Annotated in this window: 11 protein-coding genes and 1 pseudogene; 7 read left to right on the top strand and 5 right to left on the bottom strand. The window is 62.9% G+C overall.

Going from position 1 to position 17,635, the window contains the following annotated elements; all coding sequences use genetic code 11:
- Window positions 1–30: 30 nt before the first annotated feature.
- Together betB and betA are read left to right on the top strand one after the other, a co-directional pair.
- Window positions 31–1,503, top strand: coding sequence for a betaine-aldehyde dehydrogenase (gene betB / locus SB756_RS14410; RefSeq protein ID WP_016502024.1), 1,473 nt, complete (start codon window positions 31–33; stop codon window positions 1,501–1,503).
- Window positions 1,504–1,580: 77 nt separating this feature from the next.
- A complete protein-coding gene (betA, locus tag SB756_RS14405) occupies window positions 1,581–3,278 on the top strand; it encodes a choline dehydrogenase (protein WP_341796993.1) in 1,698 nt (565 codons plus the stop codon).
- A 42-nt stretch (window positions 3,279–3,320) separates the two neighbouring features.
- On the opposite strand, the pseudogene SB756_RS14400 reads toward betA, so the two are convergent.
- Window positions 3,321–5,478 (bottom strand): annotated as a pseudogene (locus tag SB756_RS14400) (dermonecrotic toxin domain-containing protein).
- A gap of 179 nt (window positions 5,479–5,657) precedes the next feature.
- Between SB756_RS14400 and SB756_RS14395 the strand changes: the two are divergent.
- The 4 genes from SB756_RS14395 (at window position 5,658) to trxC (ending at window position 12,821) form a co-directional block, all read left to right on the top strand.
- Window positions 5,658–7,400 carry a potassium/proton antiporter gene (locus SB756_RS14395; RefSeq protein WP_041167927.1) on the top strand — a complete coding sequence of 581 codons (1,743 nt, stop codon included), beginning with the start codon at window positions 5,658–5,660 and terminating at the stop codon, window positions 7,398–7,400.
- A 35-nt stretch (window positions 7,401–7,435) separates the two neighbouring features.
- Window positions 7,436–10,744 (top strand): mechanosensitive channel MscK, encoded by a 3,309-nt coding sequence (gene mscK, locus SB756_RS14390; protein WP_341796995.1) that lies wholly within the window; start codon window positions 7,436–7,438, stop codon window positions 10,742–10,744.
- Between the two features lie 45 nt (window positions 10,745–10,789).
- Window positions 10,790–12,250, top strand: coding sequence for a protein adenylyltransferase SelO (gene selO / locus SB756_RS14385; RefSeq protein WP_410911015.1), 1,461 nt, complete (start codon window positions 10,790–10,792; stop codon window positions 12,248–12,250).
- A gap of 136 nt (window positions 12,251–12,386) precedes the next feature.
- On the top strand, window positions 12,387–12,821 hold the full coding sequence (gene trxC / locus SB756_RS14380) for a thioredoxin TrxC (RefSeq protein WP_049274623.1): 435 nt from the start codon (window positions 12,387–12,389) through the stop codon (window positions 12,819–12,821).
- On the opposite strand, the gene SB756_RS14375 is transcribed toward trxC, so the two are convergent.
- Together SB756_RS14375 and SB756_RS14370 are read right to left on the bottom strand one after the other, a co-directional pair.
- Entirely contained in the window at window positions 12,818–13,591 is a 774-nt protein-coding gene (locus SB756_RS14375; RefSeq protein WP_049274624.1) for a ParA family protein, read from the bottom strand. The genes trxC and SB756_RS14375 overlap by 4 nt on opposite strands.
- A 76-nt stretch (window positions 13,592–13,667) precedes the next feature.
- Complete coding sequence (locus SB756_RS14370) at window positions 13,668–14,567, bottom strand: LysR family transcriptional regulator (RefSeq protein ID WP_016502034.1); 900 nt, start codon at window positions 14,565–14,567, stop codon at window positions 13,668–13,670.
- Between the two features lie 75 nt (window positions 14,568–14,642).
- Between SB756_RS14370 and SB756_RS14365 the strand changes: the two genes are divergently transcribed.
- On the top strand, window positions 14,643–15,920 hold the full coding sequence (locus tag SB756_RS14365) for an MFS transporter (RefSeq protein WP_410911014.1): 1,278 nt from the start codon (window positions 14,643–14,645) through the stop codon (window positions 15,918–15,920).
- Window positions 15,921–16,036: 116 nt separating this feature from the next.
- Here SB756_RS14365 and SB756_RS14360 read toward each other — a convergent pair whose 3' ends face one another.
- Together SB756_RS14360 and hemE are read right to left on the bottom strand one after the other, a co-directional pair.
- On the bottom strand, window positions 16,037–16,384 hold the full coding sequence (locus tag SB756_RS14360; RefSeq protein WP_341796999.1) for a YgiW/YdeI family stress tolerance OB fold protein: 348 nt from the start codon (window positions 16,382–16,384) through the stop codon (window positions 16,037–16,039).
- 117 nt (window positions 16,385–16,501) lie between these two features.
- Entirely contained in the window at window positions 16,502–17,566 is a 1,065-nt protein-coding gene (hemE, locus tag SB756_RS14355) for a uroporphyrinogen decarboxylase (protein WP_174371093.1), read from the bottom strand.
- Window positions 17,567–17,635 lie beyond the last annotated feature (69 nt).

Raw genomic sequence — 17,635 nt, 5'->3', positions numbered from 1 at the left:
CAAACCACACACTGCACTTGCGAGGACACTATGGCCCGTTTCGGAACGCAAAAACTCTACATTGATGGCGCTTACGTCGACGCTGGCAGCGATGCCACTTTCGAAGCCATCAACCCGGCTACCGGCGAAGTCCTCGCCCACGTGCAACGTGCCACCGAGGCTGACGTCGAGAAAGCTGTCGAAAGCGCCGAGCGTGGCCAGAAAGTCTGGGCTGCGATGACCGCCATGCAGCGTTCGCGCATCCTGCGCCGCGCCGTCGACATCCTGCGCGAGCGCAACGATGAGCTGGCCCAGCTGGAAACCCTGGACACCGGCAAGTCGTACTCCGAAACCCGCTACGTCGACATCGTCACCGGCGCCGACGTGCTGGAATACTATGCAGGCCTGGTACCGGCCATCGAAGGCGAGCAGATCCCGCTGCGCGAATCGTCCTTCGTCTACACCCGCCGCGAGCCGCTGGGCGTGACCGTGGGTATCGGCGCCTGGAACTACCCGATCCAGATCGCCCTGTGGAAATCCGCCCCGGCCCTGGCCGCCGGCAACGCGATGATCTTCAAGCCGTCGGAAGTCACCTCGCTGACCACTCTGAAACTGGCCGAGATCTACACCGAAGCCGGCCTGCCAAATGGCGTATTCAACGTTCTGACCGGCAGCGGCCGCGAAGTCGGCACCTGGCTGACCGAGCACCCGCGCATCGAAAAAGTCTCCTTCACCGGCGGCACCACCACCGGCAAGAAAGTCATGGCCAGCGCCTCCAGCTCCTCGCTGAAGGAAGTCACCATGGAACTGGGTGGCAAGTCGCCACTGATCATCTGCGCCGACGCCGACCTGGACAAGGCCGCCGACATCGCCATGATGGCCAACTTCTACAGCTCGGGCCAGGTGTGCACCAACGGCACCCGCGTGTTCATCCCGGCTGAAATGAAAGCTGCTTTCGAAGCCAAGATCGCCGAGCGCGTTGCCCGCATCCGTGTTGGCAACCCGGAAGACGAAAACACCAACTTCGGCCCGCTGGTCAGCTTCGCCCACATGGAAAACGTGCTGGGCTACATCGCCAAGGGTAAAGAAGAAGGCGCCCGCGTACTGTGCGGCGGCGAGCGTCTGACCGAAGGTGACTTCGCCAAGGGCGCCTTCGTGGCCCCGACCGTGTTCACCGACTGCACCGACGACATGACCATCGTCAAGGAAGAGATCTTCGGCCCGGTCATGAGCATTCTGTCCTACGAGACCGAAGAAGAAGTGATCCGTCGTGCCAACGACACCGAGTACGGCCTGGCCGCCGGTGTGTGCACCAACGACATCACCCGCGCACACCGCATCATCCACAAGCTGGAAGCCGGCATCTGCTGGATCAACGCCTGGGGTGAATCGCCGGCCGAAATGCCGGTCGGTGGCTACAAGCAGTCGGGCGTCGGCCGTGAGAACGGCGTCAGCTCGCTGGCTCAATACACTCGCATCAAGTCGGTCCAGGTAGAGCTGGGCGGCTACAACTCGGTTTTCTAAGCCCTGTCTAGCCACGCCCGTGCCGCTGTGCACGGGCGTTCCCGCTCCCTGATCACCGCCAACACGAGGGTACTTTCATGTCCCAAGAATTCGATTACATCATCGTCGGTGCCGGTTCGGCCGGTAACACCCTGGCTACCCGCCTGACCGAAGACGCCGGCGTCACCGTACTGCTGCTGGAAGCCGGTGGCCCCGACTACCGCTTCGACTTCCGTACCCAGATGCCAGCCGCCCTGGCCTTCCCGCTGCAGGGCCGCCGCTACAACTGGGCCTACGAGACCGACCCGGAGCCGCACATGGACGGCCGCCGCATGGAATGTGGCCGTGGCAAGGGCCTGGGTGGCTCGTCGCTGATCAACGGCATGTGCTACATCCGCGGCAACGCCATGGACTTCGACGGCTGGGCAGAGCTGCCAGGCCTGGAAGACTGGACTTACCTGGATTGCCTGCCGTACTTCCGTAAAGCCGAAACCCGCGACATCGGCCCGAACGATTACCACGGTGGCGAAGGCCCGGTCAGCGTTGCCACGCCAAAGGCCGGCAACAACCCGCTGTTCCACGCCATGGTCGAGGCCGGCGTGCAGGCTGGTTACCCGCGCACCGAAGACCTCAACGGCTACCAGCAGGAAGGCTTCGGCCCGATGGACCGTTCGGTCACCAAGAACGGCCGCCGCTCCAGCACCGCCCGTGGCTACCTGGACCAGGCCAAGAAGCGCCCGAACCTGACCATCGTCACCCATGCCCTGAGCGACCGTATCCTGTTCGACGGCAAGCGCGCCGTTGGCGTGACCTACCTGGTTGGCGACAGCGAAGAGCGTGTTGAAGCCCGTGCCCGCAAGGAAGTGATCGTCAGCTCCGGCGCCATCGCTTCGCCGCAGCTGCTGCAGCGCTCCGGCGTCGGCCCGCGTCACCTGCTGGAAAGCCTCGACATCCCGGTTGTACACGACCTGCCGGGTGTTGGTGAAAACCTGCAGGACCACCTTGAGCTGTACCTGCAGTACGCCTGCACCCAGCCGGTATCGCTGTACCCATCGCTGCTGTGGTGGAACCAGCCGGCCATCGGTGCCGAGTGGCTGTTCAACGGCACCGGCATCGGCGCCAGCAACCAGTTCGAGGCTGGCGGTTTCATCCGTACCCGCCCTGAATTCAAGTGGCCGAACATTCAGTACCACTTCCTGCCGGTGGCCATTAACTACAACGGCTCCAACGGCGTGAAGGAACACGGCTTCCAGGCGCACATGGGTTCCATGCGTTCGCCTGCCCGTGGTCGCATCCAGGCCAAGTCGAAAGACCCGCGCCAGCACCCGAGCATCCTGTTCAACTACATGTCCACCGAGCAGGACTGGCAGGAATTCCGCGACGGCATCCGCCTGACCCGCGAGATCATGGCCCAGCCGGCGCTGGACCCGTACCGTGGCCGCGAGATCAGCCCGGGCGCCGACGTGCAAACCGACGAGCAACTGGACAAGTTCATCCGCGAGCACGCCGAAACCGCCTTCCACCCGTCCTGCTCGTGCAAGATGGGCACCGACGACATGGCAGTGGTCGACGGCGAAGGCCGCGTGCATGGCATGAAAGGCCTGCGTGTGGTCGATGCCTCGATCATGCCGCTGATCATCACCGGCAACCTCAACGCCACCACGATCATGATTGCCGAAAAGATCTCGGACAAGATCCGTGGCCGCAAGCCGCTGCCGCGCAGCACTGCCAAGTACTATGTGGCAGGTGATGCGCCGGTGAAAGGCAAGCCGATGCGTGAAGTGAAGCAGGGTTGAAACCTTGATCAGGGGCCGCACAGCGGCCCCTTTCACTTTTGCTCAGGTGGGCACCGCAAAGAAGGTGCGCATCAACGAGTCATCCCCACTGCCCAGTCGCACAGCCAGTGCCTGGCGGTCGAACAACATTCCGGTGCGCATCTCACGCACGGTATTCCCGCTTGGCGCCTGCGCCAGTGCCTTCAGGCACACCTCCGTAAAGTGATAGTTGTGCCCTTGAACAGCCGTCACCTTTTCCACTTGCAGGTAGCGCCCGGGCATCATCAAAGACTCTGCCTCATCTGGCCGCCTTGAAAAGGGCCCGATCGGCGTCGCCTGCATGTCCTCGCCCGGTTCCAATACATACACCAACGCATTTTCATCAAAAGCACTCCGGCCACTGACCTGGGTCTGAGGGTCGTTGAAAACCTCCCAGAGGGCATAGGGGTTTTCCGTGAATGACGTGAAGTCGGTGGTCACCAGCACATCACCCACTTCAATGGCACCCTCACCGGATACCTGACCCCCCCCGCCCCGCAGGCTGGAAGCCGCCCGGTACAGCCTCACCTGATTACTGACGCCAATTTGCCCCAGTGCGCGGGCAAGGTCGTGGCTGCGCTGGATATTTTCGGCGCGACTGCCCTCTAGCGGCATGCCCCGCCACAGGTTGTTGTAGCGCTCCGGCGAGCTGGTGTACTCGGCAATGGCGGGCGAACCAAAGCCCTGCTCATCGCGATAGACGGGGTACGGCTCACTGAATGCATCCAGATACTCGCCATTGGCCCCCACGGCATCGAGATCAGCGCACGGCACCGCGCCCAACAGGGCTTCCTGCCGCGCCAGCGCCTTATCCGACGTAGCCAGCATTTCGTCTGCCGCCGGGGCCATGTAAGTCCCCCAGTCGACCTTGGCGGCAGAGGCTTGCGCCTGACCTGCCACACGCGGGGGGACGTGGCCATCGGTGAACAGCTCGCTGGCACGCATCATGGCTATATCAAGCAGAATGAACAGAATATCCGTCAGTACTGACCTCCATGCTGCTGTGCGCCAGGCCTGCTTGCCATTGATTGCTCGGTCCAGGTGCAGAGCCAGACTTGCGGTGCCCAGACCGAGCGATGCCAATATCACTGGCCAGCCAAGCGGCGTCATCGGCGCGATTATAAAACTCGCTGCTTGCAAGCCCGCCAGCCAATCGGCCTTGCGCAGTTGGGCGTTGGTGGTCAGCCGCTCATGAGCATCGCTGGCCAGATCATCCATGACCGCATCGCGCAGATGGACGAAAAGGTCCCCTGCAATGGCCGACCCGGAAAGCATGGTGTCGCCCCGCGACTGCGCGAGCAACTTGAAGTAATTGCGTAAACGCGGGCGCAACGACTGCGCCAGTACCCCGTCCCCGACGAACAACCTGACCAGCCGCTCTCGCCCCGCATCCGTGGCTGCCTGGTCAGCCATCCATTCCTGAAACGCGTGGCGATCGTCGAATACCTGCACGACATCCTGTGCATCGGCAAGATAGAGGCACAACCTGCCAGTCTTCAGCTTATGCAGGAACAGCATCCTGGCGCTGATATCGCCGATGGCCAGTGCGCTCCATCCATGTTGGGCATTCGCTTGCTGGTCCTGTCGCAAGCCTTGCACGGTACTCGGCAAACCGGGTACAGCGACCGTTGCCACTACCAGCTCCTGGCGCTCAGGTTCGCTCAACGTAGATCGGCCCACAGCGGCAAGGAAGCGGGCGCGGGCCAAGACACAATAGTCTTCAGTCTTCGCCATGGCGCGAGCGAAACTGGCGCAGTGCCTCGGTGTAGCGCCCCGCGAAATCCAACCGCCAGAACGCCGCCAAGACCTCCTGTGGGTCGAGCCGCACCTCGTTGCGCTCGTCATAGACCCTGTGGCTGGCATCGACCCGGTAGAAGCCACCGTAAATACTCAGCTCGTCAGCACTGGCCTGCTGCTGCGGGCTGAATCGCTGGATGACCAGCTCGGTCAGGCTCAAGGACCGCAGTGGCGGCCCGTTGTGGCACCAGCCAGTGAAGCTCGACGAACTGCTGGCCGCCGACTGGAACTCGTGCCAGTAAAGCCCGTCCGGATCCAGCCAGTAACCTAGCTGGCGGCGAAGCACATGGCCCGCCGCCTGGCGCGCCAAGTTGTGCAAATCAGGAAATTGCCCGAGCAGGCGCTGGGCCACCTGGGCGAGAGAAATGGGTGCTTTGACGTTCATGTTACGCGGCTGCCTCATAGTGGGCGCACCATTGCAGCCGCAAGCTGCAGCGACGATGCGGTATCGCTTTACAGCCTGCGCTGGCCTCGGGTTAGAATCGATTGGCACGCGACCTGCTAGCTTTTGCTGAAAAACGCGCTACCACGTCCCTTCCCGCCGCTGTCTCGGAGTACCTGCCTTTGGATGCAAGCACCATCAACAGCCTGTTCTTGATCGGCGCATTGCTGGTGGGTGCAAGTATCCTGGTCAGCTCGCTGTCGTCGCGGCTGGGCATCCCCATTCTGGTCATCATCCTCGCCGTCGGCATGGTCGCCGGTGTCGATGGTGGCGGCATCATCTTCAACAACTACCCGACCGCCTACCTGGTGGGCAACCTGGCACTGGCCGTGATACTGCTCGACGGTGGCTTGCGCACGCGGGTAGCAAGCTTCCGCGTGGCGCTGTGGCCAGCGCTGTCGCTGGCCACGGTAGGGGTAATGATCACCACCGCCCTCACCGGCCTGGTCGCCGCCTGGCTGTTCAACCTGAGCCTGATCCAGGGCCTGCTGATCGGCGCCATCGTCGGCTCAACCGACGCCGCTGCGGTGTTCTCGCTGCTGGGCGGCAAAGGCCTGAACGAGCGGGTTACCGCCACCCTGGAGATCGAGTCGGGCAGCAATGACCCGATGGCGGTTTTCCTCACGGTCACCCTGATCGACATGATCGCCAGCGGCCAGACCGGCCTGCACTGGAGCTTGCTGGGCCACCTGTTGCGCGAGTTCGGCATTGGCGGGCTGCTGGGCCTGGGTGGCGGCTGGGTGATGCTGCAGCTGGTCAACCGCATTAACCTGGCCGGTGGCCTGTACCCGATCCTGGTGGTAGCCGGCGGGCTGGTGGTGTTTTCGCTGACCAACGCCCTGCACGGTAGCGGCTTCCTCGCCGTGTACCTGTGCGGCCTGGTGCTGGGCAACAAGCCTATCCGCAGCCGCCACGGTATCCTGCACATGCTCGACGGCATGGCGTGGCTGGCCCAGATCGGCATGTTCCTGGTGCTGGGGCTGCTGGTCACGCCCCACGACCTGCTGCCCATCGCCTTGCCGGCGCTAGGCCTGGCATTGTGGATGATTCTGGTGGCGCGGCCGCTGTCGGTGGTCGCTGCACTGCTGCCGTTCAAGGCCTTCCATGGCCGCGAAAAGGGCTTTATCTCCTGGGTAGGCCTGCGCGGCGCGGTACCGATCATTCTGGCGGTGTTCCCGCTGATGGCCGGCCTGCCAGACGCCCAGCTGTTCTTCAATCTGGCGTTCTTCATCGTGCTGGTGTCGCTGTTGGTGCAAGGCACCAGCCTGCCGTGGATGGCCAAACTGCTGAAAGTGACCGTGCCGCCAGACCCGGCACCGATCTCCCGCTCAGCCCTGGAAGTGCACATCACCAGCGAGTGGGAAATGTTCGTCTACCGCCTGGGCGCCGAAAAATGGTGCATCGGTGCCGCCCTGCGCGAGCTGAAGATGCCCGAAGGCACGCGGATTGCCGCCCTGTTCCGTGGCGAGCAACTGCTGCACCCATCAGGCAGTACCGTGCTGGAAGTAGGCGACATGCTCTGCGTGATCGGCCACGAGCACAACCTGCCGGCCCTGGGCAAGCTGTTCAGCCAGGCGCCACAGCGTGGCCTGGACCTGCGGTTCTTTGGCGACTTCGTGCTCGAAGGCGATGCCGAACTGGGTGCCGTGGCAGCGCTTTACGGCCTGAAACTCGATGGCCTGGACGCGAAAATGCCGCTGGCGCAGTTCATCCGACAGAAGGTCGGAGGCGCTCCAGTAGTAGGTGACCAGGTCGATTGGCATGGCACGATCTGGACCGTGGCAACCATGGACGGGAACAAGATCCAGAAAGTAGGCGTCAGATTCCCCGAAGGAACGCGACCCGGACCAGGATTGTTCCTCTAAACTTCGTTTCTGCCGGATCCACAAGTAGTCTGCCTATGTCCCTGCGCGTGTACCTTCGCACAGCCCTGCTCGGGCTGTGCCTGTCCCTTTCCTTTGCGGCCAACGCGGCAGAGGCCCCGACCACCGCCAGCATCCAGAACAGCCTCGACAAGATCGCCGAGCGCAAACTGCCCGAGGCTGACCAGAAGGCCCTGCAGCAAGTGCTCGAACAGACATTGAGCCTGCTTGCCAGCAAGGAAGACAACGAAAGGAAGCTCGCCGCACTCAAGCAGCAGCTGACCAGTGCCCCCAAGGAAACCAGTGACAGCCAGAAGGAGCTCGCCAGGCTCAAGGAAAGCAAGGCGCAGCCTGTCGCTCAACGCTACGCCGCCCTCAGCGTGCCACAGCTCGAGCAAATGCTCAGCGAACGCAACACCCTGCAGGGCGAGCTGCAGAAAGCGCTGTCCGAAGCCAACAGCCTGATCATCAACTCGCAAACCCGCCCGGAACGCGCCCAGGCCGAAATCAGCAACAGCCAGGCCCGTACCCAGCAGATCAACAGCATCCTCAAAACCGGCAAGGATGGCGGCAAATCGATCAACGCCGACCAGCGCAACCAGCTGAACGCCGAACTGGCCTCGCTCAACGCGCTTACCCTGCTGCGCCGCCAGGAACTGGCTGGCAACAGCCTGCTGCAAGACCTGGGCAACGCCCGCCACGACCTGCTGATCGAGCGTGCCGCGCGCCTGGAGCAGGAAATCCAGGACCTGCAGACGCTGATCAACGATAAACGGCTGGCCCAGTCGCAAGAGGCGGTCACCCAGCAATCAATCGAGGCCCAGAAAGCCGGCGGCAGCAGCCTGCTGGCCAGCGAGAGCGCGGCCAACCTCAAGCTTTCCGACTACCTGCTCAAAAGCACCGACCGCCTCAACGAGCTGACCCAACAGAACTTGCGCACCAAGCAGCAACTCGACAGCCTGACCCAGGCCGATCAGGCGCTGGACGAGCAGATCAGCGTACTCAAGGGCAGCCTGTTGCTGTCGAAGATCCTCTACAAACAGAAGCAGGCGCTACCGCACCTCAAGCTCGACCGTGACCTGGCCGATCAGATCGCCGATATCCGCCTGTACCAGTTCGAGATCAACCAGCAACGCGAACAAATGAGCAGCCCGGTCACCTACGTCGACAAACTGCTGGCCACCCAGCCGCAGGCAGACGTCACCCCGGCCTTGCGCAAAGCCCTGCTGGAGGTGGCGATCACCCGCAGCGATCTGCTCGAGCGCCTGAACCGCGAACTGTCGGCACTGCTCAACGAGTCGATCACCCTGCAACTCAACCAGAAGCAGCTGCTGGGCACCGCGCAGAGCCTGCGCACCACCCTCGACGAACAGATGTTCTGGATCCCCAGCAACAAGCCGCTGGACTGGGACTGGCTGAGCTATGTACCCCAGCGCCTGGCCGACCAGGTCGCCAACCTGCCGTGGGGTTCGGGCCTGAAAGAGCTGGCCGACGGCCTGAGCCAGCGCCCGCTGCTGTTCCTGCCGCTGTTGCTGGTAATCGGCGCCCTGTTGTGGCGGCGCAAGTACCTGTACCAACGGCTGGGCAAGGTGCACCAGGACATCGGCCACTTCCGCCGTGACAGCCAGTGGCACACGCCCCAGGCGATCCTTATCAACATCCTCCTGGCGATGCCGGTCAGCCTTGGCCTGGCGCTGTGCAGCTACGCCCTGCAGATCGACGCCCGCGGGCAAAACGCCAACCTCGGCGCCGCCCTCTGGCAACTGGCCCAGGCCTGGCTGGTGTTCTACACCGCCTACCGCATCCTGGCCCCCGGTGGCGTGGCCGAAATCCACTTCCGCTGGCACAAGCCGCAGGTCGAGTTCCTGCGTGGCTGGGTACGCCGCCTGGGCACCGTGGTGCTGGCGCTGGTGGGCGTGGTGGCGGTGGCCGAGCACCAGCCTTCGGCGCTGGCCGACGATGTGCTGGGTATCGGCGTGGTGCTGACCTGCTACGCACTGATGGCCTGGCTGCTCAGCCGCCTGCTGCTCAGCAGCCCCGCGCACCGCGACACCTCGCTGTTCCGCAGGGCCGTGGGCGTAGCGTTCACCGCACTGCCCATCGCCCTGTTCGTCGCCGTGTGTTTCGGCTACTACTACACCGCCTTGAAGCTCACCGACCGACTGATCTACACCCTGTACCTGCTGCTGTTCTGGCTGGTGATCGAGGCGGCGTTCGTGCGCGGGCTGTCGGTGGCGGCACGGCGCCTGGCTTACCAGCGCGCGCTCAGCAAACGGGCAGCGGCCAAGGAAGGGCTGGATGGCGAAGTCATCACCGAAGAGCCGACGCTGGACATCGAGCAGGTCAACCAGCAGTCGCTGCGCCTGATCCGCCTGGCCCTGCTCGGCGGCTTCATCGCCGGCCTGTACTGGGTGTGGGCAGACCTGATCTCGGTGTTCGCCTACCTCAACAACTTCGTCCTGTACGAATACACCAGCGGCACCGGCGCCGCCGCCAGCATGGTGCCGATAAGCCTTGGCGACCTGCTGGGTGCGCTGGTGATCGTCGGCATCACCTTCGCCCTGGCCGGTAACTTGCCGGGCCTGCTGGAAGTGCTGGTGCTGTCACGCCTGAACCTGGCCCAGGGCAGCGCCTATGCCACCACCACGCTGCTGTCGTACACCATTGTCGGCATCGGTATCGTCAGCACCCTGTCGACCCTGGGGGTGAGCTGGGACAAGCTGCAATGGCTGGTGGCCGCGTTGTCGGTGGGCCTGGGCTTCGGCATGCAGGAAATCTTCGCCAACTTCATCTCCGGCATCATGATCCTGTTCGAGCGCCCGGTACGGATTGGCGACACCATCACCATCGGCAACCTGTCGGGCACGGTGAGCAAGATCCGCATCCGCGCCACCACCATCACCGACTTCGACCGCAAGGACATCATCGTCCCCAACAAGACCTTCATCACCGGCCAACTGATCAACTGGTCGCTGACCGACACGGTCACCCGGGTAACGCTGAAGCTGGGCATCGACTACGGCTCGGACCTGGACCTTGTACGCGACCTGCTGCTCAAGGGCGCACACGAAAACCCGCGCGTGCTCAAGGACCCGGAACCGATCGTGTACTTCCTCAACTTTGGTGAAAGCTCGCTGGACCACGAGTTGCGCATGCACGTGCGCGACCTGGGCGACCGCAACCCGACGCTGGACGAGATCAACCGCTACATCAACCGCGAGTTCAAGGCCCACAACATCAAGATCTCGGTACGCCAGGTCGAGGTGTTCCTGATGGACCAAAAGGGCGGCAAGCAGCAGCTGATTCCGCTGGAGCAACCTAAACCGGATGGCACTGCACAGGCCTGAGTGGGCTCGAATGCTTTATTCTGTGCTGAATCTCAGGAGCAGCCCGTGAAAGCCCTCGACCAACTCACCTTCGACAACCGCTTCGCCCGCCTGGGCGATGCGTTCTCCACTCAGGTGCTGCCCGAGCCCATTGCAGACCCACGCCTGGTGGTAGCCAGCGAGTCCGCCATGGCCTTGCTTGAGCTCGACCCCGCCCAGGCCGACCAGCCGGTGTTCGCCGAGCTGTTCAGCGGCCACAAGCTGTGGGAAGAAGCCGACCCACGGGCGATGGTCTATTCCGGCCACCAGTTCGGCTCGTACAACCCACGGCTGGGCGATGGCCGCGGCCTGCTGCTGGCCGAAGTACTCAACGACAAAGGCGAGCACTGGGACCTGCACCTCAAGGGCGCTGGCCAGACCCCTTACTCACGCATGGGCGATGGCCGCGCCGTGCTGCGCTCGTCGATACGCGAATTCCTTGCCTCGGAAGCCTTGCACGCACTGGGCATCCCAAGCAGCCGGGCGCTGTGCGTGATCGGCTCCAGCACCGCGGTGTGGCGTGAAACCCGCGAAAGCGCCGCCATGCTCACGCGCCTGGCGCAGAGCCATGTGCGTTTCGGCCATTTCGAGTATTTCTACTACACCAAGCAGCCCGAGCAGCAGCGCGTGCTGATCGACCATGTACTGGAGCAACACTACCCCGAATGCCGTGACGCCGAACAACCGTACCTGGCCATGTTTCACACCATCGTCGAGCGCAACGCCGAACTGATTGCCCGCTGGCAGGCCTATGGCTTCTGCCACGGGGTGATGAACACCGACAACATGTCGATCCTGGGCATCACCTTCGACTTCGGCCCGTACGCCTTCCTCGACGACTTCGACGCCAACTTCATCTGCAACCACTCCGACGACCGTGGCCGCTACAGCTACGCCAACCAGGTTCCCATCGCCCACTGGAACCTCAGCGCGCTGGCCCAGGCCCTGACCACCGTGATCGAAGTTGAGCCGTTGAAGGAAGCGTTGGGGCTGTTCCTGCCGCTGTACCAGGCCCATTATCTGGACCTGATGCGCCGGCGTCTGGGCCTGACCACTGCCGATGACGACGACATGGCGCTGGTCGAACGCCTGCTGCAGTGCATGCAGCGTGGCGGCGTGGACTACAACCTGTTCTTCCGAAAATTCGGTGAGCAGCCGGTGGCCGATGCGCTGAAAGTGGTGCGCGACGACTTCATCGACCTGGCCAGCTTCGATGCCTGGGGTGCAGATTACCTGGCCCGCTGTGAACGTGAACCCGGCAATGCCGAAGGCCGCCGTGAACGGATGCATGCGGTGAACCCGCTGTATGTGCTGCGCAACTACCTGGCGCAAAAAGCCATCGAAGCGGCTGAAGCGGGGGACTACAGTGAAGTGCGGCGATTGCACCAGGTACTGACCAGACCCTTCGAGGAACAGCCCGGGATGCAGGCCTACGCCGAGCGGCCGCCGGAATGGGGCAAGCACCTGGAAATCAGCTGCTCTTCCTGATTGATGATTGCTCTACCGGCCCTATCGCCGGCAAGCCAGCTCCCACAGGTAACGTGCCAGACTTGAGGCAAGCGGTACCCCTGTGGGAGCTGGCTTGCCGGCGACAGGGCCCGAACAAACAACACAAGGAATTGATATGTCCGACCCACTGGTAATCCCCTGCCCCCACTGCAACGGCCTCAACCGCCTGCCCGCCGAGCGCCTGGGCGATGCCCCGAAATGCGGCCGCTGCAAACAGGAGGTGCTGTTGAGCACCCCCTTCGAGCTCACCGAAGCCAGCTACGCCAGCCAGATCAAAGGCGACCTGCCGCTGCTGGTCGACATCTGGGCCGACTGGTGCGGCCCGTGCAAATCCTTCGCCCCCACCTTCGAACAGGCTGCCCGCCAACTTGCCGGCCGCTGCCGCCTGGCCAAGCTCGACAGCGAAGCCAACCGCAACCTCGCCGGGCAACTCGGCATCCGCTCGATCCCCAGCCTGCTGCTGTTCAAGAACGGGCGCGAAATCAGCCGCCAGGCCGGGGCGTTTCCACTCCAGTCGTTGCTGGAGTGGGTGCGTAGCCAAGGGGTTTAAGCGTTCTCTTCGAGCAACGAATGCAACTCGACAAACTGCTGTGTCAGCTTGTGCCGCGGCTCCAGGTGAATCAGCGGCAGGCTGGCGTGGTGCGATTCGCGCATCTTCACCGAGCTGCCCAGGTACACCGGAAGCACCGGCAGGCCTTCGGCCAGCAGTTCGTCGAGCATCTGCTGCGGCAGGCTGGCACGCGACTGGAACTGGTTGACCACAATGCCTTCGACCATCAGGTCTTCGTTATGGTCTTCCTTGAGGTCTTCGATCTCGGCCAGCAGGCCGTACAGGGCCTGGCGCGAGAAGCTGTCGCAGTCAAAGGGGATCAGCACACGATCAGCGGCGATCAACGCGGAAACCGCGTAGAAGTTAAGCGCCGGCGGGGTATCGATGTAGATACGCTCGTAGTCCTCGTCCAGCTCGTCGAGCAACTTACGCAGCTTGTTGATCTTGTGCTTGGCCTCAAGCTTGGGCTGCAGGTCAGCCAACTCGGCAGTGGCCGTGACCACGTGCAGGTTGTCGAACGGGGTTTCGTAGATATCGACCTTGTTCTTCTTGCTGAACGGCCCGCTGGACAGGCTTTGCTTGAAGAAGTCGGCGATACCCATGGGGATGTCCTCGCCGGTCAGGCCGGTGAGGTACTGGGTCGAGTTGGCCTGGGCATCCAGGTCGATCAACAAGGTCCGATAGCCTTCATTGGCACTGACCGCCGCCAGGTTGCAGGCGATGCTCGACTTGCCCACGCCACCTTTCTGATTGAACACCACGCGCCGCATGATTGACCTCCGTGTTTCAACGAATGCCCGAGTATGTGGCGGCACTGCGGCAATGGCCAGCGCCATTTGGCCTGCATTACCCCTGGCCGACCACCTGCCCCGTCAACAGCTCGGCAAACGCCTTGGCCATCACCGAATTGCCGCGCTCGCGCTGCACCAGCCACACCGCCGACATCGCCCCCTCATCCAGCAGCGTGCGGTACACCACGCCTTCGATGCGCATACGCTGGAACGACGCCGGCAACACCGACACCCCCAGCCCCGCCGACACCAGGCCGATGATGGTCATCGCCTCCCCGGCCTCCTGGGCAAAGTGCGGGCTGAAGCCTGCCTGCCGCGCCAGGCTGAGCAACTGGGCATGCAGGCCGCTGCCATAACTGCGCGGGAAGAATACGAACGGCTCGTGGGCCAGCGCCGCCATGTGCACCCCTTGCTCAGTGCTTTCAGCCAGCGGATGCGATGCGTTGATGACCGCCACCAGCGGCTCGCGGAACAACTCGGTGGCCACCAACCCTTCCGGCAACGGCATCGGCCGCATCAGCCCCACTTCGATGGACTCGTCGAACACCCCTTCGGCCACATCGCGGCTGCTCATTTCCTTGAGGTTCAGGTGCACCGCCGGGAAGCGCTGGCGGAAGGCATGAATGGCCTTGGGAATCTTCGAGGTGAACGGGGCCGACGAGGTAAAGCCGATCTTCATCTCGCCCAGCTCACCCAACTGCGCGCGCCGAGCCACGTCGGCGGCCTTCTCCACCTGCGCCAGCACCTGACGGGCCTCTTCGAGGAACAGCCGCCCTGCCTCGCTCAGTTCCACCCGACGGTTGGTACGCTCGAACAGCCTGGCACCCAGTTCCTGTTCCAGGGCCTGGATCTGCTGGCTCAGGGGCGGCTGGGAAATACCCAGTTGCTGGGCGGCACGACCAAAGTGCAGTTCTTCGGCCACGGCGATGAAGTAACGCAGATGACGCAGCTCCATGATCAGCTCCGAATGATTCGAAAAAAGTCTTAAATAGGTCGAACAATATATTGGATCTAATCATTAGCCAGCTATATGCTTTTTTCATTGCGCCAGAGGTACTCGCCCGTGAAAACTGCTGTAGCCCCCCTTCCCGCCGAGCCAGAACCTGCTCTACTGAACGAAATGTGGATCGAAAAAGGCACCCCCGCCTTCATGAAGACCGTGCTGGCCCTGTTCAGCGGCGGCTTCGCCACCTTCGCCCTGCTGTACTGCGTGCAGCCGATGATGCCGCTGCTGTCAAAGGAGTTTTCCATCAACGCGGCCCAGAGCAGCCTGGTACTGTCGGTGTCCACCGCCATGCTGGCGTTCGGCCTGTTGATCACCGGCCCCATTTCTGACCGCATCGGGCGCAAGCCGGTGATGGTCTTTGCCCTGGTTTGCGCCGCCCTCTCCACTCTGGCCAGCGCGGTGATGCCAAGCTGGGAACTGGTACTGGCCACCCGCGCACTGGTTGGCCTGTCACTGAGCGGCCTGGCTGCTGTGGCCATGACCTACCTGAGCGAAGAAATCCACCCACAGCACATCGGCCTGGCCATGGGCCTGTACATCGGCGGCAACGCCATTGGCGGCATGAGCGGCCGGCTGATTACCGGTGTGCTGATCGACTTCGTCAGCTGGCACACGGCCATGCTGACCATCGGTGGCCTGGCCTTGGTCGCCGCACTGGTGTTCTGGAAGGTGCTGCCCGAATCGCGCAACTTCCGCCCGCAGATGATGAGCCCGCGCAGCCTGCTGGACGGTTTTGTCATGCACTTCAAGGATGCAGGGCTGCCTTGGCTGTTCCTTGAAGCCTTCCTGCTGATGGGCGCCTTCGTCACCCTGTTCAACTACATCGGCTACCGCTTGCTGGCCGAGCCTTACCACATGAACCAGGCGCTGGTGGGCTTGCTGTCGGTGGTCTACCTGTCCGGTATCTACAGCTCGGCACAAGTCGGCGCGCTGGCGGACAAGCTGGGCCGGCGCAAGGTGTTCTGGGCCAGTATCGTGGTGATGGCGGGTGGCTTGCTGATGACCCTGGCCAGCCCGCTGGCGATGGTGATCGTGGGCATGCTGGTGTTCACCTTCGGCTTCTTTGGCGCGCACTCGGTGGCCAGCAGCTGGATTGGCCGCCGGGCGTTGAAGGCCAAGGGGCAGGCATCGTCGCTGTACCTGTTCAGCTATTACGCAGGGTCCAGCGTGGCGGGTACGGCGGGCGGGGTGTTCTGGCATCAATGGGGGTGGAACGGGATCGGGCTGTTCATTGGCAGCTTGTTGGCCGTAGCGTTGCTGGTGGCGTTGCACCTGAGCAAGTTACCACCCAAGACAGCCTGAGCATGGGGCTGCTTTGCAGCTCAAACGCCGGCAAGCCAGCTCCCACAGGAACCCACAAGGCTCATGACCTGTGGAGTATCTGTGGGAGCTGGCTTGCCGGCGATTGGGCCCTCAGATCAGTTGATGATCTCGACAATATCCACATCCACTTCCCGGCTCATCAGGTGCTTTTCCACCTCACCGGTCAGCTTCACCTTGGTCTTGTCGTTGAAGGGCGTCGGTGGCAGGTCTTCGTCGTCGATTTCAACGGTGATGGTGCCGGTGTTGTCCTTGAACTCGTACTTGTCGTCGTTGTTGATCTTCTTGGTCACATACCCCTGCAGCACCACAGGCGTGTCATCGGCAGCGTCGTTGGCAGCTGCCACGGTGGTGACCGACTGGGCGCCGGGGCCGGTATAGCTTGCGGCCAGTGCAGCGGTGCTGAACAGAGGGGCGAGGATCAGGGCGAAGTAATGTGCTTTCATGAGGATCGGGTCCTGTTTCGGTTTCGATGGGACCAGATTAACGACGTTCGCTGAATCAAAACTTAATGCAACAAAAAGCCCGGCACAGGGCCGGGCTTTTTGTTTTCAGCATTCAACTCACTGGTGGTACTGCGCCGACAGCTCGTGAACGGCATTGATAAACACGCCAGCATGCTCCGGGTCGACTTCCGGGGTAATGCCGTGGCCAAGGTTGAACACATGACCGGTGCCATGGCCGTAGCTGGCCAGGATGCGCGCCACTTCCTGGCGGATGGCTTCCGGCTTGGCGTATAGAACGGTCGGGTCCATGTTGCCTTGCAAGGCTACTTTGTCGCCCACGCGGCGGCGGGCATCGCCGATTTCGCAAGTCCAGTCCAGGCCCAGTGCGTCGGCACCGGCTTCAGCAATACTTTCCAGCCACAGGCCGCCGTTCTTGGTGAACAGGATCACCGGCACCTTGCGTCCTTCGTGCTCGCGGATCAGGCCGCTGACGATCTTGCGCATGTAGGCGAGGGAGAATTCCTGATAGGCCGCCGCAGACAGGTTGCCGCCCCAGGTGTCGAAGATCTGCACAGCCTGGGCGCCGGCGAGGATCTGGCCGTTGAGGTAGCTGGTGACCGACTGGGCCAGTTTGTCCAGCAGCAGGTGCAGGGCTTGCGGGTTGTCGTAGGCCATGGCCTTGGTCTTGCGGAAGTCCTTCGACGAGCCACCTTCGACCATGTAGGTGGCCAAGGTCCACGGGCTGCCGGAGAAGCCGATCAACGGCACGCGGCCATTGAGCTCACGGCGGATGGTGCTGACCGCGTCCATCACATAGCCCAGATCTTTCTGCGGGTCGGGGATCGGCAACGCTTCGATGTCGGCCGGGGTGCTGATGACCTTCTTGAAACGCGGGCCTTCGCCGGTTTCGAAGTACAGGCCCAGGCCCATGGCATCGGGGATGGTGAGGATGTCCGAGAACAGGATCGCCGCGTCCAGCGGGTAGCGCTCCAGCGGCTGCAGGGTGACCTCGCAGGCAAACTGCGGGTTCATGCACAGGCTCATGAAGTCACCGGCCTTGGCGCGGCTGGCGCGGTACTCCGGCAGGTAGCGCCCGGCCTGGCGCATCATCCACACCGGGGTGACGTCTACAGGTTGCTTGAGCAGTGCACGCAGGAAACGGTCGTTCTTCAGGGCAGTCATGTCGGCATCCGGAAAAATAGTGCGGGCATTTTCTCAGACGCCAGCGCAAAAGGCACGGCCATGGCCATG

Origin of the sequence: Pseudomonas sp. SIMBA_068, assembly GCF_046534705.1 — a bacterium.
Taxonomy (GTDB): domain Bacteria; phylum Pseudomonadota; class Gammaproteobacteria; order Pseudomonadales; family Pseudomonadaceae; genus Aquipseudomonas; species Aquipseudomonas putida.
This window is presented reverse-complemented; position numbering and strand designations above follow the sequence as displayed.